This is a genomic window from Polynucleobacter cosmopolitanus (assembly GCF_002224225.1).
Taxonomy (GTDB): domain Bacteria; phylum Pseudomonadota; class Gammaproteobacteria; order Burkholderiales; family Burkholderiaceae; genus Polynucleobacter; species Polynucleobacter cosmopolitanus.
In genome coordinates, this window is record NZ_NJGG01000001.1 from 22,769 (window position 1) to 39,091 (window position 16,323).

Below are 16,323 nucleotides of genomic sequence, written 5' to 3' on the forward strand. Positions count from 1 at the left end.
TTATTACCTTTACAAGATTTGATGACTATATCAAGTCAAAACTGAGTCAACCCTCTGATAAAAGGGGGTTTTTCACCCCTATTTAAGCTTATAGCTGGATGAGCAAGTAGGAGAATGTTATGTGTCAATTTGTAACATTTTTTTCACCCTTAATTAAATAAACGATGCCAGATCAAGAGAACCAACAACGCAGTGGATTTAGCAACTTTATTCAGAGTAGTTTTGGACTCAATATTGCCTTGGGTGCAGGCATTGCTTTAGCGGTCGGAATCATGGCCGCTGTTTTTATGTGGAGCATGAAAACTTCAGATTACAGGGTTCTTTTATCCAATTACTCTGATCGTGATGGTGGCGCTATCGTCGCAGCGCTTGCTCAAATGGCAGTTCCTTATAAGTTTTCAGAAGATGGTGGCACTATATTGGTGCCATCTGGTCAAGTTTATGATGCTCGCTTGAAATTAGCGGCGCAAGGTTTGCCCAGAGGAGGAAACATTGGTTTTGAGTTGATGGAAAACCAAAAAATGGGGACCTCTCAGTTCATTGAGCAAGTTAACTATCAAAGGGCTCAAGAAGGCGAATTGGCAAGAACCATTAACTCGATTGGGTCTGTGGCATCCAGCCGCGTTCACTTAGCAATCCCTAAACCATCTGTTTTTGTTCGAGAAAAACAATACCCCACTGCTTCAGTGATGATCAATCTTCAGTCGGGAAGAACTCTTGATATGGGGCAAGTCAATGCGATTGTTCATTTGGTATCGAGCAGTATTCCTGAATTACCTGCCAAAAATGTGACGGTCGTTGATCAAAATGGCTCCTTACTGTCCGGCAAAACCAGTGATAGCAACGATCCTAATAAACTAGATCCATCACAATTAAAGTATGTCAGAGACATTCAAGACAATCTCATCAAACGCATCGAAGCAATTCTGACTCCTCTCCTTGGAGAAGGAAACGTTAAAGCACAGGTGGCAGCAGAGGTTAATTTTGCTTCCGTAGAAAAAGCAACCGAAACATATAGCCCGAATAGCAATCCAGAGAAAAATACCATTCGCAGTCAAAAGAGCAATGAATCAACCAGCTCAGACCCAGTGAAAGGCGGCATTCCAGGAGCGGCCAGTAATCAAGCTGGTGCCGGTAAAGATGCTAATGCAAGCCCAGCTGGTGCCGCAACCAATGCGAAAAGAGAAAATATTGTCAACTATGAAGTTGATAAGGTAGTCAGCTACACCAAAGAGCCTGTTGGCGGCATCAAACGCTTGGCGGTGGCCGTTGTGGTGAATTTAAAATCATCGGTAGATGAAGAAGGTAAAACCACTCAGAAACCATTGACGGATGATGAAAAAGCACAAGTTACTGCTTTGATTAAAGAGGCCGTTGGATTCAGCCAAGACCGTGGCGACACCATCAATCTGACCAACAGCGAATTCAAGCAAGCTGAAAAGGTAGACATTCCAGTAGATCCATTTTGGAAACCTTATGCCAATTTATCAACAGCCAAAACTGTTCTTCAATACTTAGTAACTGCGATTGTCTTGTTCTTACTTTATTCCAAAGTGCTCAAACCACTCATGACACGCATGAGTAATGCATCTGTAGGTGGCGGCTTTGCATTTGGCGCAGCAGGTGCAGGTGCAGGTGCGGGTGCAGGAGGTTTCGCAAATGGGGCTGGCGGCACAGGTGCTGGAGGCAATGCTGAAGAAGAAGAGGAAGAAGAAGTTGATGAAGAACTTGATGCGGAAGCCAAGAAAATTGCTTCCGATCTTTCTGGTCTTGGTCGCAACTCTGGCAGTGACCTAAAAGCAGTTCAAAAATTTGGTGCTCAAAATCCTAAAGCTGTGGCTGCAGTAGTGAAAGATTGGATTAACGAATGAGCGTTGAAGGCTTAAAAAAATCTGCTGTATTGATACTTGCTCTTGGCGAGGAGAAAGCTGCGGAGGTTCTCAAGAATCTCACTGCAGATGAGTTACAGCGCATCAGTCGAGCCATCTCTGAACTCAAGGGTGTGAATGACGCTTATTTACGCAAAGTTCTAAGAGACTTTAGCGTAGACGTCAAATCTCAATCTGCATTGGGCGTTAATAATGATGAGTTCTTAAAAGACATTTTAGAAAAGACTCTTGGTGAAGAGGATGCAGGTCTTGTACTAGGTCGAATCTTAAATAAACAAGATTACTCTTCCGGTCTTGATGTACTTAAAAATATGCCGCCCAAACAGGCTGCACAATTGATTGTCAATGAACATCCTCAAATCATTTCAACCATATTGGTTTTCTTGACACGACAAAAAGCGGGTGAAATTCTCACTGAATTACCCGTTGAAGTGCGAAACGAAGTCATTTCAAGAATTGCCACCTTAGATGGTATTCCTCCTGAAGCACTGACAGAAGTGAACATTTCTTTATCTAAATTGTTGCTCAAGGATGACTCACAAAGAGGCTTGGGTGGTGTTCGCCCTGCTGCTGAAATTCTTAACTTCTTGGGAACAGAGGTCAGTGACAATGTGATGCAATATGTTGCGGGCATTGATGAAGAGCTTTCACAACAAATCAAAGATGAAATGTTCATCTTTGATGACATCATCAAAATTCGTGATCGTGATATGGAAATTGTTCTTCAACAAATTTCATCGGAAGGCTTGGTCACCGCTCTCAAAGGTGTTTCAGATGCACTGCGCGACAAGTTTCTTAACAATATGTCACGTCGTGCTGGCGACCTTCTGCGCGAAGATCTTGAAGCAAAAGGCCCAGTCAAATTATCAGAAGTTGAAAAACAACAAAGAGAAATTCTTGCGGTTGTTACAGGCTTGCTAGGCGCAGGAACGATTTCTGTCATGTCTGAAGGTGATGAAGAAGAGTTCATTTAATGTCCGAACAAAAAATAGAGACTGCGTATGAACGATGGGAGCTTGTCTCACTCAATGAAGACCGCTTCAAACATCCTGATCCATCGATTGCAAAACTAGCTCAAGAAATCATTGATGGCCGACAAGCTGAGTTTTCTGAAGGAAGAAAAGAAGGCAGAGCCGAAGGTTTTGCTCAGGGTCGCGAAGAAGGCTTTGCACAAGGCTTGGACGAAGCAAAAATTGAAATCAATGAAAGAATAGCTATTCTGGTTGCCCTGCAAGCCAAGTTGTCACAACAGATTCATCATGTTCGTGAAGAGATGGCAAAAGAATTGGTTGACTTAACGCTTGATGCCAGTCGCGCGCTTGTCAGCAAAGCTTTAGAGGCTCAACCAGAACTGATCAATGATGTCATTTATCAAGCATTGCAAGAAATACCTGTCTTGCAGTTGCCCGCAAAAATCGTACTTCATCCAGAAGATGCTTTGCTTGTTGAAGAATTTCAAGGGGCTGAATTAAAAAAAGCTGGTTGGATCATTCAATCAAATGAGCAAATTTCAAGAGGAGATTGCTTGATTGAGACGGGCAGTAATCGCATCGAAGCCTCTATAGAATCAAAGTGGCAAAAATTGGCCATAGCCATGGGTAAAAAACCCACCAAAGATCAACTCTGAGCATGCCTGATCAATCCACAGATAACTTAGAACTGAGTGATTTTGTTAAATCATGTCATGAACGCATCAGTGACGCTCAAGTATTACAAACCCAAGGAAAAGTGATTCGTGTGGCAGGCTTGGTCATGGAAGCTGTTGGATTAAGATTGCCTGTTGGAAGCCCCTGCTATGTGCCTCTTCCGAACAATTCGCGCGTAGACGCTGAGGTCGTGGGATTCGATGGCGATCGTTTATTTTTAATGCCGCTCGGAAACGTTGAAGGTGTAAAACCTGGAGCTTATGTCATCCCTTCTGACAGCATTCCAAGACCACTTTCTTTTGATCATGAAACACAGCACGAGCAAAGCACCCCTTCATCTGGAAGGTCTCTTCCGGTGGGTTTTCAACTGCTTGGAAGAGTCATTGATGCCGCAGGAAAGGCCCTTGACACTGGACCCGCTATCCAAAGCTATCCCTCTGCCCCCTTATACGTAGCACCAATCAATCCATTGCGCCGATCACCCATCGTCGAAAAATTAGACACCGGGATACGTGCCATTAACGCTGGGTTACCGGTTGGCCGCGGCCAACGCATGGGTTTAATCGCCGGATCAGGTGTTGGTAAAAGTATTTTGATTGGCATGATGACGCGCTATACAACTGCAGATATCACGGTAGTTGCACTGATTGGTGAGCGAGGGCGAGAAGTGAAAGAATTTGTTGATGACATATTGGGTGAAGAAGGTTTGGCCAGGTCTGTGATCGTGGCCGCACCAGCTGATAATTCAGCAATCATGAGATTGCAAGGTGCGTTTTATGCAACTGCTATCGCGGAATACTTCCGAGATCAAGGCAAAAATGTTCTCTTGATCATGGATTCTTTGACTCGTTATGCCATGGCGGCTCGTGAAATTGGTCTGGCCATCGGTGAGCCACCGGCCACCAAGGGATATCCACCCTCCGTTTTTGCCAAAATACCGTCTTTAATTGAACGAGCAGGCAATGGTGAAAGTGGCAGCGGCTCAATCACGGCTTTTTATACCATTCTGACCGAGGGCGAAGAGTCACAAGACCCAGTAGCAGACTCAGCAAAAGCCATTTTGGATGGGCACATCATCCTCAATCGCCAATTAGCCGATTCAGGGCACTACCCCGCCATTGATATTGAACAGTCAATTAGTCGAAGCATGACCACCATTAGTTCTGCAGAGCATCAAAAAGAGGCTCGTCAATTAAAGGCTTTGATTTCAAAATACCAAAGAAATCGCGATTTAATCAACGTTGGCGCTTATGTTGCTGGAAACGACCCAATTTTAGATTTGGCCATTGAAAAATACCCTGCTATTGAGCAATTTCTTCAGCAAGGAATTGATGAAAAACACGGTATTGAGGAGAGTTTAAGGGAACTTTCTGCTCTATTCGCTTGATTAAAAAGCGGTAGTTTCTAACATAATGGCACCATGAACCCAAGTGTCATTCAACTTCTTATTGACTTAGCTGATCAGAAAGCAAAAGCGGCGTCTATTGCTTTGGCCAGCGCTTTAAAAAATGAGCAGTCAAGTAAAGAGAAATCAAACACTTTGTACCAATTTGCCAATCAATATGAAGACAATCTTAGCCAGAAAGCGCTGAGCGGAATCAGCATTTCGGAATATCGAAATACCCGTCAATTTATCACCAATATTGAAAAAATCGCAGTGCAACAGTCAGCGTACATCCAGTTTGCAAAAGATGCCGTGACCCAAAGACAGGCTGACTTCAGAGAAATTGAAAAAAAACGACTGATATACGAAATATTACAGAAAAAACAAATCAAGTTAACAACAGCTCGAGCAAATCAAAGAGAGCAAGCAAACTCTGATGAACTTTCTGTTATGAGAAAAGGGTTTTAAAGTGAATCTTCCAAGCATACTCAGCACCATCGCAAGCAGCCCGCAGCTTGATTTGAATCAAATTGACAATGGTCAACAGTCAAACTCTGGCATGAGCTTTGATCAACAGTTGACGGCTCAAACCGAAAAACTTAATCAACAAACTTCAACAATTCAGACATCTGAATCAAAAGCTACTGACTCTAATCAATCTCAAGAAGCCAAGTTAACAAGTAAAGCCGCGAACGAGTCTGATGAGAAAAATGTCGATAACTCTGAGATAGTAGAAGCCATGGCTGGCATGGCTGTTGCGCCGTCACTGATCAGTGGCATTAACCTTGCCGCAAAAGTCATCGACCGTTTAACCAGCTCTGATTCAGCAGCACAAATTGATGGGGTGACATCCGTATCAGAAGCCCGCAGTACTGAAAAGAGCATCAGTACAGACTCAATAAATACCGCAATGGCTAAAAATGCATTATTGGGTTCAACAGGGGTTGATTCTGTCATCAATAAAGAGGTGATGCCTCAATCCAATGCTCAAGAGAGTCCCTTGAGTTTATCGGAGCAAAAGATCATTGCAGATGCTAAAGCCTTGAATAGCAGTATTCAAAATAGCCTTAACCAAACAAGCGCCACAAATACCACTGGCTTTACTCCAGAAGTCATGGGTTCAGAAGTCATGTCAGAGAATGACTTGAGAAATGCAATCCTCCAAAATGCCAGAAACAATGCAGATAGCAGAACAGTTAACAATGCTGACAGTTTATTAACTTCAAATCTTCTTGATCTAGAAAATCAATTGACAGAGTTGAAGGCTAATAATTCATTGAAATTGAACAATTCAATCAATGCTGCAGCAATTTCTCAGAGAGTGCTGGCTTCTGATTTGGCTTTAGATGCAACAAACCAAGATATCAGCATTAATAACATCGGCACCAATCTTAGATCTGCACAAATAGACTCAGTGAATTTACCTGAAATAAAAACCCCTGTCTCAAGTCCAGATTGGGGTCCAGCTTTAAATCAGCGTATCACCTGGATGGTGGCGAATTCTTTACAGAATGCAAATATCACGGTCAACCCACCAAATCTTGGTCCTCTTGAGATCAATATTCAAACTGACCAAAATAAAACCAACGTTCAATTCATTGTTTCTAGCTCAGAAGTTCGACAAGCCATTCAGGATGCCATTCCATCTCTAGGCAAGATGTTAGAGAGCAGTGGGTTACAGCTAGGACAAGCAGATATTAATTCAAGAAGTTATAGCCAAAATAGAGAAAACGCCAAGACTGAAACTCAAATTAAGAACATTGAGGCCATCATTAATCAGGTTGAATCAGTGTCCATTCAGGGGCAAGGCTTAATTAATACATACGTTTAACAAACAAAATAATGAAGGTTTAAGAAATGGCTGAAGAAAAAACAGAAGAAGGGCAAAAGAAATCAAAACTGCCTCTCATCATCATTGCTGCAGTTGTCGTGTTAGCTTTGGCTGGAGGTGGCGCTTGGTTTTTTCTAAAGGGTGATGCTGAAGTTGACGAAAAAGCAAAGGCGAAGGCCAGTGCTCTCGAGGCTATTCCAGTTTATATGCCAATTGATACATTGACTGTTAATTTAAAAGATAGTCGTCAATATCTTCAACTGACCATCAGTCTTCAATTGAAAAATGGGGATGACTCAGCACTGATTAAACTTTATATGCCTCAAGTACGTACAAGGGCATTAATCATCTTGGCCAGTAAAAAGCCAGAGGATGTCATCACTTCAGAAGGTAAGTTAGCTTTACTAGAAGAGCTTAAAACGATCACAGAAAAGCCTTTTACAGACAAGTTAGAACCAATCGAGATTCTTGATGTGTCATTGACGAGTTTCATCATTCAATAATCATGGCTGAAGAATCTATCTCTCAAAATGAAATGGACGCTCTACTGACTGGACTTTCAAGTTCAAAGGTAGAGGCCCCATTACAATTTAATGAGGCTGATGTAGTTAAGTACGACCCTCTCAAACAGAGGTACATGGCACAAAAGCTGCCGACACTCGAGATGATCAATGACAGCTTTACACGCTTGGCAAGGATCACTCTTTATAACTTCTTAAAGAGATCAGCCAATATTTCAACAGGAACAATCAGGGTTATTGAGTACGGTGAGTTTCTACAATCCGTCATCAATCCTTCTTGTTTAAATTTAGTTCAATTTAAACCTTTAAATGGTCTGGGCCTTTGCGTCTTTGATCCTGATATTTCGTTCCTATTCATTGATAGCTTTTTTGGTGGTGATGGTCGCTTTGAAATGGGTGGGATTGCACGAGAATTTACCCCAACCGAATTAAGAACAATTCAACGAATCCTCAATCTGCTCCTATTAAATTATCAAACCGCTTGGGAACCGTACTACGCTATTGACCCTGTATTTGTGCGAACCGAGATGAATCCTACTTTCGCCAATATCGCGCCTCAAACTGAATTAACAACAGTGACAACGTTTGTGATTGAGGTTGGCAACATCAGTGGCAGAATCAGCTTCTGTTTACCAAACTCTATGCTAGAACCTGCAAGAGAAATCATTTCTAGTGACTCTCATTCTATTAGCTCTGAAATCAAGTCGGTTTGGTATGAATCATTAAAAATGCAAATGTCGGATGCAGAAATCACAACTGTTGCCGAGCTTTGCCACATCCCAAGCACCCTCAAAAAAGTCTTAGATTTAAAGATTGGGGATGTTTTATATGCCGAGCTTCCACACATCATTAACTTAAAGGTAGAAGGTTTACCCGTCATTGAGTGCACTTATGGTCAAAAAGATAATCGTTTATGTATTCAAGTAGAAAAGATTATTCATAATTTTGACTCCTTCACACATCTCACTTAAAGAGTTTTTATATGGCAGAAGAAAATAATCCAGATTCCCCAGGAAACATTACACCAGAGTTACCAGCTGACTCTAGCAGTGTTTTTAAAGATTTGAACATGGGAGATGTCTCTGAAGAGAATCCTCAAAGCATCGACTTTATTTTAGATATCCCCGTTCAGTTAACGGTTGAATTAGGCCGCACAAAAATGCCTATCAAAAATTTAGTCCGCCTAACCCAAGGTTCAGTCGTACCACTCAATACCAATGTTGCTGAGCCCTTGGATGTCTATGTCAACGGCACTCTTGTTGCAAAAGCTGAGATCGTGGTCATACAAGATAAGTTTGGCATTCGCTTGACCGATATCATTTCTCCAGCTGAACGCATGCGCAGGTTAAGCCGTCAATGAGTGCTTTATTTCAAACAACCTTTGCACTTGCAGCAGTTTTATTGGTCATCTGGGGTTGCGCTTACCTACTTCGTAAATTGCAGACAGTTCGTGGCGGACACTCAAATCTAATTCAATTAAAAGCCATCAGCTCACTGGGTCCACGTGAGAAAGTTGCTTTGATTGAGGTTTCCGGACAATTGATTCTTGTTGGAGTGGCAGCGGGTCAGGTTAATCATATTGCGACTCTTCAGAAAACAGCAGACATTGTTAGCGCTGAAAATGAAGTGCCGGCTCCGGCACCATTTAACGCTAAATCTTGGTTAGACACTTACCTAAGAAAAAATAATGTTAAATAATTGCGTATCAACTTTGATGAAATTATCTTTTCTTGAAACTTTGACCAAATACAAACAGAATCGTTTGAAGTTGTTGGTGATTTCAAGTGTTTTATTCGCTGGATTGTTCACTTTCCTCATTCAACCAGCCCTAGCTCAAGAATTACCGGGTCTGAATGTTAGTAAAAATGCTGGCGGTGGCCAAACGTATAGCTTAACTTTACAGCTACTCATATTATTAACATCGCTGACGTTTTTACCAGCCGTTATCTTGATGATGACCAGCTTCACCAGGATCATCATAGTTTTATCCTTTCTTCGATCAGCTTTGGGCACAACAAACTCACCACCCAATCAAGTATTGATTGGTTTGGCTTTGTTCATGACTTTTTTCATCATGAGCCCAGTGATTGATGATATTTACAAAAACGCTTACGAGCCATTGGCCGCCAACAAGATTTCCACCACAGTGGCCATTGATAGAGCGGCAGAACCACTTAAAGCTTTCATGACAAGACAAACAAGAGAAGCTGATCTTGCCCTTTTTGTAAAAATGTCAAAATCGAATGAGGTATTTGATGTCACAAATATCCCATTAACAATCTTAGTTCCTGCTTTTGTAACCAGTGAATTAAAAACCGCTTTTCAAATTGGATTTACAGTATTTCTGCCATTCTTAATCATTGATATGGTGGTCGCTTCAATATTAATGGCCATGGGTATGATGATGGTTCCACCATCCATTGTGTCGCTACCATTTAAATTAATGCTCTTTGTTCTTGTAGATGGATGGCAATTACTGTTAGGTTCTTTAGCCCAAAGTTTTTCTTGAAAAACTCATGAACCCACAAGACACAATGATGCTTGGTAGACAAGCAATTGATTTGACAATCATGCTGGCTGGCCCATTGCTATTAGTGGCTTTGGTGATTGGACTGGTGGTCAGTATTTTTCAGGCAGCCACTCAAATCAATGAATCAACCCTTTCTTTCATCCCAAAACTTTTAGGGATTTTGATTGCATTAGTTGTTGCTGGCCCTTGGATGCTGACATCCTTTGAGGACTACTTCAAACTGGTACTGACTAACATTGCCAATTTTGGCGGTTGATACACAAAGGCATGTTGATTGAATAGGCCATGTTCCAGATAAGCAGTCAAGAACTGATCACCCTGGTCGCAACATTTATTTGGCCTTTTAGCCGAATACTGGGCCTTTTTTCAAGCGCCCCACTGCTGAGCCAGAATTCTTTTCCAGTCACGACACGCATTGGTTTAGCGATTGCCATGACCATTTTGATCATGCCTGACATGTCACTCACGGTCACAAAAGACCCGCTATCAATGGATGGTCTGCTGATTTTGATCAATCAATTTTTAATTGGTATTTCAATCGGGTTTGTGATGCGAGTGATATTTGCAGCCATTGAAATGGCAGGCGAATTAATTGGCGTATCAATGGGTTTGGGTTTTGCAACGTTTTACAACCCCCAAACACAAGGTCAAACGATTGTTATTTCTCAATTCCTATCGTTATTGGCCTTAGCGATATTTTTAAGCACCAATTTGCACCTCGTCATGCTTGAATCCTTTTTTGATAGCTTTAAAACAATACCCATCAATCAGATTTCTCTAGCCCCAGTTGCATTCAGGGATCTTGCCTATTGGGGTTCGAATATCTTCAGTATTGGCTTGCAACTCTCATTGCCGATCGTGACAACCTTGTTGATAGCCAATATTGCTCTTGGGATTTTGACCAAAGCTGCCCCTCAGCTGAACCTGTTTGGTATTGGCTTTCCCATCACCATTGGCGTTGGCTTTTTGATGCTGTCTATCAATATGCCTTATTGGAGTAGCCCAATCATCAATTCACTTGATATGGGCATTCAAATGATCAGGCAGGCAACAGCCACTCTTGCCACTTAACTACTTACTTGATGTAATTAAAGATGCTCAAGTTACTGATCTGGGTGAATGTCTTTTGAGCAACCTGAAGTTGCAATTGCTGTCTCGCTAAATCCGATAAAACTTTGTTGTAATCAACGTCTTCTAAAGATGAAACTGCGTCTTTATAGGCTAAAGCGCGTTCACTGCCAATCGAGTCCATGCTGGTTAATCTATTTTCAGATGTTCCAAGCGTCACCTGTGCAGCATTGACGGTTATCTGAGAAGCATTGAATGCCGTAGATAAATCACTGATCGCTGTCGCTATTTGAGCGTCTGTTGATGCTGCATTACTCAATGTATTGATGCTTGTTTTAACTTGGGCAAGGAACCCACTTGAAAACATAGAGTTTGCATTGACACCTAAACCCAATTGGGTTGAACTGTCTACCTGAATCAAGGCATTGTTGGCATCACCACCATAGGCATACGTCGATGCATTGATAGAGGCAGTATCTGATTTATAACCGGAAAAAATGTAATGACCTGCAGCATCTTTGGTATTTGATAGAGACACCAAATGATCTAAATGAGACTGCAACGTCAAAGCAATTGACTGACGATTAGAGCTACTCAAGGTCCCGTTGCCTAAATTCACGATCTGCTCATTCATACTCTGCATGGTGTCTTGAATACCATTCAAAGCCACATTAGCAATCCCAATGGTGTATTTCAAGGCATTGCGATTCACTGAATATTGATCATTCATGGTGATCGCTTGTTTTGCCTCTAATAACTTGGCTGAACCAACAGGATCATCTTGTGGAGTCATGACTTTTTTACCAGTACTGGCCTGCTGAGAAGTTTGTGAAATTTTCTCTTGTAGGGCACTCATTTGGCTAGTGCTGAGCTGATAAATTGTGTTGGTACTGATACGCATAGGTTACCTAATGGGTTTGATTACCGCATGATATTAAGAACACTATCAAACATTTGTCTGGCCATTTGTAATACCGTGCCTGATGCTTGATAAGCTTGTTGATAGCGCAATAAGTTAGCAGCTTCTTCTTCAAGATTGATGCCAGAATAATTCTCCATGGCAACACTTGAGCTCTGCTGCCACTGATCTGCATAAGCACTTGTGGCTTTTAATTCTGCTGATTTATTGCCTACAGTGCTAATTAATCCGCCCAATGTGTCTTGATAGCTACTTAAACCACCATTCATACCCAATGACGTTTGTTTGGCCAGCATGGCAAGGACGTTTGAATTATCACCAGGGGCTGGAGCTACAACTGGGTTAGGCTGCATTGAAGTTCCTGCCGCTGCTGTTGCGATGTCATTAATGGTGGCCGTCACTGAATAGCTACTAGCTCCGGAATACGTTGGCCTTAACAAGAATTGATCACCGGAAGATACCGCACCCGCATTGATTGATAATGAAAATCCAGCATTGGTGATTGATGCTAATGCGCTATTGGAATAAACATTCACCCCATCAGAAACTCGAGTTAAATTATATGAGTCTCCTGCACCAGTTTTCTCTAAGATGTAATCGCTGTTAGTGAGTAAATTAGTGTCGGTGATAGTAATGCTTATGCCACCAGTGCCCGAATTTGTTGTGTAAGGGGTGGCTAGGCTTGCAGGTTGGGTAAAGATGTTTCCGCCCAGCATGCCATTTGCCTTAAGACCCGTTTTATTGACCGCATTAATATCGGATGTAATGGCTAAGATGATTTGTCCGATGGTATTTTGGGTAGGATTAAGAATATTTTTTCTAAAGTCAAAAATACCACCTAAAGAACCGCCCAACAAAACATCAGAAACATCAACCTCTGCGCCACCATTTGGGGTGTGAGTCACATTTAATCGGGTGGGATCAGTTTTACTGGCCACTGTCTCCAGCTTGTATGTATTAAATGCTAGTACCAATGGCACGCCATTACCAATCATGACGTTGTAGTTACCGTCTTGCTCATTCACCGTGAGCTTGATTTGTTTACTGAGATTAGCAACCACCTGATCACGCTGATCTAAAAGACCATTGACGTTTGATCCGCCTCGACTTGTTTGAGAAACAGCGATTTGTTGATTTAATGAGGCAATTTGAGAAGCCGCTTCATTAATTTTTGTCACACTGTCTTTGATTTGGATGTTCAAGCCACTATTGACATTGGTCAACTGCTTTTGAGCATCATTAAATCTTGCCACCAAGTTTTGAGATGCAGAAATGACTGTCTGACGGCTTGATGTATCAGAAGGCTTAGATGATAAGTTTTGTAATTTATTGAAAAAGTCTAAAACAGCTGTGGACAAACCAGAGCTAGAGTCAGTCAATAAGTTATTAATCGGCTGCATTTCAGCGCTTTGTGTCGCCAAATTACTGCTTGTTGTTCTGGCAGTATTAGCCTGCGCAGCCAAAAATTCACTATAAATACGATGAATGCCTGTAACGTTGGTACCTTGACCAATTGATGTCAATCCATACTGTACTGAAGGGCTGGGCTGTTGCTCCACAACCTGTCTTGAATATCCAGGTGTAGAAACGTTGGCGATATTTTGACCTGTCGTGTTAATACCTGCCTGGGCGGCATGTAATCCACTTTGTGCGATCGATAAAATATCAGCCATTTACACCTTTCAGTACTACGTATACTTACAACGACATATTTATAGAAAACATGAGACTTTTATAAATATTGATTTGTTTAAGATCTTCTTTGGTTTATTGCTTAGGTCTTAAAGTTAGTTTTGATGATGTTGCTTAACTTTTCTGCATAGGCTGTGTCAGTTGCATACCCAGCCTTTTTTAAACCTTGAACAAACCCCAATAAAGTTTGACCATTCTCAATTAAGTTTTTATACCTTGGACTAGTTGATACCAAATTGGCGTAATCAGAAAAAGCCTCAGCATATGAGTCATAAGATCTGAATGTGGCCATGACTTTTTCAGGCTTACCGTTGATATATTCCGTGGTCAATATCTCAGTGGTTTTGCCTTTCCAATTTGAATTAGCTTTAATACCAAAAATATTATGACTGGTGGACCCATCTGCATTCAATATTTGACGCTTCCCCCAGCCACTTTCAAGGGCTGCCTGCCCTAAGATGAACTGAGGTGGCAATCCAGTTTTCTGGCTCGCCTCTTTGGCTTGAGACATCAATGGCTCAATAAATTCTTTTACTTTACTGGTCACACTGGATAAATTAAATCCAGATTGTGAAGGTTTATTTAGCTCAAATATCTTTGGAACATTCAAGGGCATCGGTTCAGGTGAACCTTTTTCCTTGATTTCCTTTAGTTTTGGATCAGCTTGATTAAAGTTAGCTGCATTTTGCAGTTGCTTGATCATCATATCTGCAAGACCAACACCTCTTTCAGCCATCACCTGGCTCATTTGCTGGTCAAACATGCTGGTAAATAGTTTTCTATCCGTGCTGGTTTGATCTACATCCGTTGGGGTTGCATCACGCATGCTCTTAAGAACCATGTTCAAGAAAAGCGCTTCAAATTGTTTTGCTGCTTGATTTAATGCTTCTGGTGAATTTTTCTTGGCTGCTGCTTTTAAATTACCCAAACTCTTTGCATCAATCGCAACCGATTGGCTGGTTTGAAAGTCAGCACCCACTGGCGTAGTCATTAGATGATCTCTAACTCTGCGTTAAGTGACCCTGAAACCTTGATGGCTTGCAATATTGCTAACAAATCTTGAGGGGTGGCTCCAATAGAATTTAGTGCGTTCACAACATCACTCAGTAAAGCTGAGTTTGGTAATGAAACCACCAAGCCAGGCTTAGATTCAATACTCACTTGAGCGTTTGTCACACCTGCTGTTTCCCCACCAGATAATGCGCCAGGTTGACTGATTTCATTTGTTGCAGAGACAACCACTGAGAGATTGCCATGCGAAATTGCGCAAGGCTTCAGTGTTACGGCCTGATTCATAACGATTGAACCTGTTCTAGCATTCAACACAACTTTGGCAGCTTGAGGTTTTGCTTGAATTCTGACAGATTCAAGCTCACCCAAAAAGGAGACTCTTTGATCATAATCAACTGGCGCTCGGACATTAATCACTCTGGAATTTTTAGCACTTGCTGTGCCTTCACCAAATTTCTTATTAACTTCTGCAACGACCAAGGCTGCAACCGAGAAGTCAGAGTCCTTCAATTCGAGAGTGATAACACTGCCCTCACCAACCATCATATTCACGGCTCTCTCAACAGTAGCACCAGCACTGATTCTTCCAGCACTCAAATGATTGACTGTCGTTGTTGAACCAGCAGCGGCCGCACCAGCGCCACCAACCAATAAATTTCCTTGGGCCATTGCATACACTTGACCATCAGCACCTTTTAAGGGGGTCATGAGTAAGGTGCCACCTCTTAAACTTTTAGCTGCGCCAACTGATGACACTGTGATGTCGAGGGTTTGTCCAGGCTGGGCGAAAGATGGCAAGTTTGCAGTGACCACAACACCTGCAACGTTTTTGGCTTGTAAATTTGCACCTGCCGGAGTGTTGATCCCCATTTGAGTCAACATATTGGTAATACCCTGAACAGTCACTGGGCTTTGGTCACCCGTGCCATCAAGACCAACAACAATGCCGTAACCAATCAATTGGTTTTGACGAATCCCTTGAATGCTTGCTAATTCTTTGATTCGCTCAGCGCTGGCTAAAGGCGAATAAATGAAGCTGGCTAACAATGCCAAGCAAATCACTTGTCCAAAGACATATTTTTTAAAAAATTGTTTTGAGCTCATGTGAGTTAGTGTTTGATGTTGAGCTTGTTGAATAAACATAGATGGGAGTTAAGCAATTCTAGAAAGGCAAAATGCTATAAAAAAGTCGATTCATCATGCTTGCAATCGCTGACTGATCAACTTGAGCATTGGTTCTATATTCAATTCGAGCATCAGCAACTTGAGTCGATGAAATCACATTACCTTTGGCTATTAACTGTGGTGATACGATCCCTGAAAACCGGATAAAGTCAGCGCCACGGTCATAACCAATTTGCTTTTCACCTTGAACCACAAGGTTACCGCCCTCAAGAACATCGACCACCGTCACAGTCAAAGATGAATTAAATGCATTGGTAATATTGCCAGTGTCAGTTGACTCAAGAGTTCTTTCGCCTGCCCCGTTGACATTGGCATTTTTCATTGCACCAGCAGACAAGCCGCCCAATGCACTTAAACTATTAACTGCAGATCCTGTATTTTCCGACTTTGTATTATTTGCTTTATTTGCTGAACTTTTTTCAGCAATCACGATGGTGATGACATCGCCAACTTTACTTGCGCGACGATCTTCGAACATTGATCGATAAGTTCTCTCGGTATAAATTGCGCCGCTCATAGGCAAAGCTCTTTCAGCGGGCATTGGGCGAACGGTTGCTGAAGTTGAAGTAATCGTTGATGGCGTTACACCAGCACAACCTATAAGCGTTGTGGCACATGTGGCGATGAGGATCAAATACTTCATATAT

The 16,323-nt window shown here is 42.0% G+C and carries 18 protein-coding genes; 13 read left to right on the plus strand and 5 right to left on the minus strand.

All coding sequences use genetic code 11. The features are described 5' to 3' along the window. The first annotated feature begins 164 nt into the window (after nucleotides 1-164). Genes fliF through fliR form a run of 13 tightly spaced genes read left to right on the plus strand, consistent with a single transcriptional unit; the run spans nucleotide 165 to nucleotide 10,872 of the window. Nucleotides 165-1,871, plus strand: a complete 1,707-nt coding sequence (gene fliF / locus AOC33_RS00150) for a flagellar basal-body MS-ring/collar protein FliF (protein ID WP_089514589.1) — start codon at nucleotides 165-167, stop codon at nucleotides 1,869-1,871. Further along, complete coding sequence (fliG, locus tag AOC33_RS00155; RefSeq protein WP_089514590.1) at nucleotides 1,868-2,863, plus strand: flagellar motor switch protein FliG; 996 nt, start codon at nucleotides 1,868-1,870, stop codon at nucleotides 2,861-2,863. The genes fliF and fliG overlap by 4 nt, the downstream gene beginning before the upstream one ends. Then, on the plus strand, nucleotides 2,863-3,516 hold the full coding sequence (locus tag AOC33_RS00160; protein WP_089514591.1) for a FliH/SctL family protein: 654 nt from the start codon (nucleotides 2,863-2,865) through the stop codon (nucleotides 3,514-3,516). The genes fliG and AOC33_RS00160 overlap by 1 nt, the downstream gene beginning before the upstream one ends. 2 nt (nucleotides 3,517-3,518) lie before the next feature. Then, on the plus strand, nucleotides 3,519-4,922 hold the full coding sequence (gene fliI, locus AOC33_RS00165; protein ID WP_089514592.1) for a flagellar protein export ATPase FliI: 1,404 nt from the start codon (nucleotides 3,519-3,521) through the stop codon (nucleotides 4,920-4,922). Between the two features lie 33 nt (nucleotides 4,923-4,955). Beyond that, on the plus strand, nucleotides 4,956-5,387 hold the full coding sequence (gene fliJ / locus AOC33_RS00170; RefSeq protein ID WP_089514593.1) for a flagellar export protein FliJ: 432 nt from the start codon (nucleotides 4,956-4,958) through the stop codon (nucleotides 5,385-5,387). A 1-nt stretch (nucleotide 5,388) separates the two neighbouring features. Continuing rightward, nucleotides 5,389-6,750 carry a flagellar hook-length control protein FliK gene (locus AOC33_RS00175; RefSeq protein ID WP_089514594.1) on the plus strand — a complete coding sequence of 454 codons (1,362 nt, stop codon included), beginning with the start codon at nucleotides 5,389-5,391 and terminating at the stop codon, nucleotides 6,748-6,750. Nucleotides 6,751-6,776: 26 nt separating this feature from the next. Beyond that, on the plus strand, nucleotides 6,777-7,253 hold the full coding sequence (fliL, locus tag AOC33_RS00180) for a flagellar basal body-associated protein FliL (RefSeq protein WP_089514595.1): 477 nt from the start codon (nucleotides 6,777-6,779) through the stop codon (nucleotides 7,251-7,253). A gap of 2 nt (nucleotides 7,254-7,255) precedes the next feature. Further along, a complete protein-coding gene (fliM, locus tag AOC33_RS00185; RefSeq protein ID WP_089514596.1) occupies nucleotides 7,256-8,242 on the plus strand; it encodes a flagellar motor switch protein FliM in 987 nt (328 codons plus the stop codon). 11 nt (nucleotides 8,243-8,253) lie between these two features. Next, nucleotides 8,254-8,631: a flagellar motor switch protein FliN gene (gene fliN / locus AOC33_RS00190; protein ID WP_089514597.1), complete on the plus strand. Its 378-nt coding sequence runs from the start codon at nucleotides 8,254-8,256 to the stop codon at nucleotides 8,629-8,631. After that, entirely contained in the window at nucleotides 8,628-8,969 is a 342-nt protein-coding gene (gene fliO / locus AOC33_RS00195) for a flagellar biosynthetic protein FliO (protein WP_089514598.1), read from the plus strand. Before fliN ends, fliO begins: the two co-directional genes overlap by 4 nt. Before the next feature lie 16 nt (nucleotides 8,970-8,985). Beyond that, on the plus strand, nucleotides 8,986-9,780 hold the full coding sequence (gene fliP, locus AOC33_RS00200; protein ID WP_089515540.1) for a flagellar type III secretion system pore protein FliP: 795 nt from the start codon (nucleotides 8,986-8,988) through the stop codon (nucleotides 9,778-9,780). A 7-nt stretch (nucleotides 9,781-9,787) separates the two neighbouring features. Beyond that, nucleotides 9,788-10,057 carry a flagellar biosynthesis protein FliQ gene (gene fliQ / locus AOC33_RS00205; RefSeq protein ID WP_089514599.1) on the plus strand — a complete coding sequence of 90 codons (270 nt, stop codon included), beginning with the start codon at nucleotides 9,788-9,790 and terminating at the stop codon, nucleotides 10,055-10,057. 29 nt (nucleotides 10,058-10,086) lie between these two features. Then, a complete protein-coding gene (gene fliR / locus AOC33_RS00210) occupies nucleotides 10,087-10,872 on the plus strand; it encodes a flagellar biosynthetic protein FliR (protein ID WP_089514600.1) in 786 nt (261 codons plus the stop codon). Between the two features lie 4 nt (nucleotides 10,873-10,876). Here the strand turns inward: fliR and flgL are convergent, their stop codons facing one another. The 5 genes from flgL to AOC33_RS00235 all read right to left on the minus strand — a co-directional run bounded on the left by flgL (nucleotide 10,877) and on the right by AOC33_RS00235 (nucleotide 16,319). Next, nucleotides 10,877-11,770 (minus strand): flagellar hook-associated protein FlgL, encoded by an 894-nt coding sequence (flgL, locus tag AOC33_RS00215; RefSeq protein ID WP_089514601.1) that lies wholly within the window; start codon nucleotides 11,768-11,770, stop codon nucleotides 10,877-10,879. A 20-nt stretch (nucleotides 11,771-11,790) separates the two neighbouring features. Further along, the gene (flgK, locus tag AOC33_RS00220; protein WP_089514602.1) at nucleotides 11,791-13,461 is read right to left on the minus strand and encodes a flagellar hook-associated protein FlgK; all 1,671 of its coding nucleotides are present in this window, start codon (nucleotides 13,459-13,461) and stop codon (nucleotides 11,791-11,793) included. A 101-nt stretch (nucleotides 13,462-13,562) separates the two neighbouring features. Continuing rightward, nucleotides 13,563-14,471, minus strand: a complete 909-nt coding sequence (flgJ, locus tag AOC33_RS00225; RefSeq protein WP_089514603.1) for a flagellar assembly peptidoglycan hydrolase FlgJ — start codon at nucleotides 14,469-14,471, stop codon at nucleotides 13,563-13,565. Continuing rightward, nucleotides 14,471-15,595 carry a flagellar basal body P-ring protein FlgI gene (locus tag AOC33_RS00230; protein WP_089515541.1) on the minus strand — a complete coding sequence of 375 codons (1,125 nt, stop codon included), beginning with the start codon at nucleotides 15,593-15,595 and terminating at the stop codon, nucleotides 14,471-14,473. Before AOC33_RS00230 ends, flgJ begins: the two co-directional genes overlap by 1 nt. Nucleotides 15,596-15,653: 58 nt before the next feature. Beyond that, nucleotides 15,654-16,319: a flagellar basal body L-ring protein FlgH gene (locus AOC33_RS00235; RefSeq protein ID WP_089514604.1), complete on the minus strand. Its 666-nt coding sequence runs from the start codon at nucleotides 16,317-16,319 to the stop codon at nucleotides 15,654-15,656. Nucleotides 16,320-16,323 lie beyond the last annotated feature (4 nt).